The sequence below is a fragment of the Nonomuraea recticatena genome, assembly GCF_039533245.1.
GTDB lineage: Bacteria > Actinomycetota > Actinomycetes > Streptosporangiales > Streptosporangiaceae > Nonomuraea > Nonomuraea roseola.
Genome location: NZ_BAAATE010000199.1, coordinates 1 through 531, shown reverse-complemented (window position 1 = coordinate 531; position 531 = coordinate 1). Strand labels below are relative to the sequence as shown.

At 71.9% G+C, this 531-nt stretch carries 1 protein-coding gene; it reads right to left on the bottom strand.

Translation table 11 applies throughout. From position 1 onward, the window contains the following. Window positions 1–531, bottom strand: a 531-nt coding sequence (locus tag ABFX50_RS51140; protein ID WP_346158573.1) for a beta-ketoacyl [acyl carrier protein] synthase domain-containing protein, incomplete at both ends; no start/stop codon positions are given.

Here is a 531-nt window from a genome sequence, read left to right as displayed (position 1 = left end):
CCAGTCGACGTGCGGGGTCGGCTCGGTGACGTGCAACGTCGGCGGCAACACCCCATGCCGCATCGCCTGCACCATCTTGATCACCCCCGCCACCCCCGCCGCCGCCTGCGTGTGACCGATGTTCGACTTCACCGACCCCACCCACACCGGCCGATCCTCCGCCCGGCCCCGCCCATACGTCGCCAGCAACGCCCCCGCCTCGATCGGATCACCCAACCGCGTCCCCGTCCCATGCGCCTCCACCGCGTCCACATCCCGCGTGTCCAGCAACGCGTCCGCCAACGCCTGCTGAATCACCCGCTCCTGCGCAGGACCACTCGGCGCCGTCAACCCGTTGCTCGCCCCGTCCTGGTTCACCGCCGACCCCCGGATCACCGCCAGCACCCGCCGCCCATGGCGAACCGCCTGCGACAACCGCTCCAGCACCAGCACCCCCACCCCCTCGGCCCACGCCGCACCGTCAGCCGAAGCCGAGAACGACTTGCACCGCCCGTCGGCCGACAGCGCCCGCTGCCGGGAGAACTCCACGAA